We start from the raw sequence: 252 nt of genomic DNA, 5'->3' as shown, positions 1-252 counted from the left end.
CGATGGCCGTGTTGCCGTGGTGGCTGCTCATGCCGCTGTGGTGCGTGGGCCAGGTGCAGGACGTCGCGCTGAAGGCCGCCTACATCTACAACTTCGCGCTCTTCACGACGTGGCCCGCGAGCGCCGCGCCCGCGGCCTCGTTCAATGTCTGCGCGACGCGCGGCAAGCCGTTGTGGAACAGCTTGCAGAAGCTCGACGGCAAGATCATCGACGGCCGGCCGTGGACGACGGTCGACAGCGCCGCGTCGCCCA

General features: G+C 68.7%; 1 protein-coding gene. It reads left to right on the top strand.

Features of this window, described 5'->3' with window-relative positions:
* Positions 1 to 252 (top strand): YfiR/HmsC family protein (locus tag SB751_RS33365; RefSeq protein WP_410749415.1); only part of this gene is annotated, 252 nt, incomplete at both ends.

It is taken from the genome of Cupriavidus sp. SIMBA_020 (assembly GCF_046535395.1).
GTDB lineage: Bacteria > Pseudomonadota > Gammaproteobacteria > Burkholderiales > Burkholderiaceae > Cupriavidus > Cupriavidus campinensis.
The sequence above is the reverse complement of the archived record's forward strand: the minus strand, read 5'-3'. Positions and strand labels throughout refer to the sequence as shown.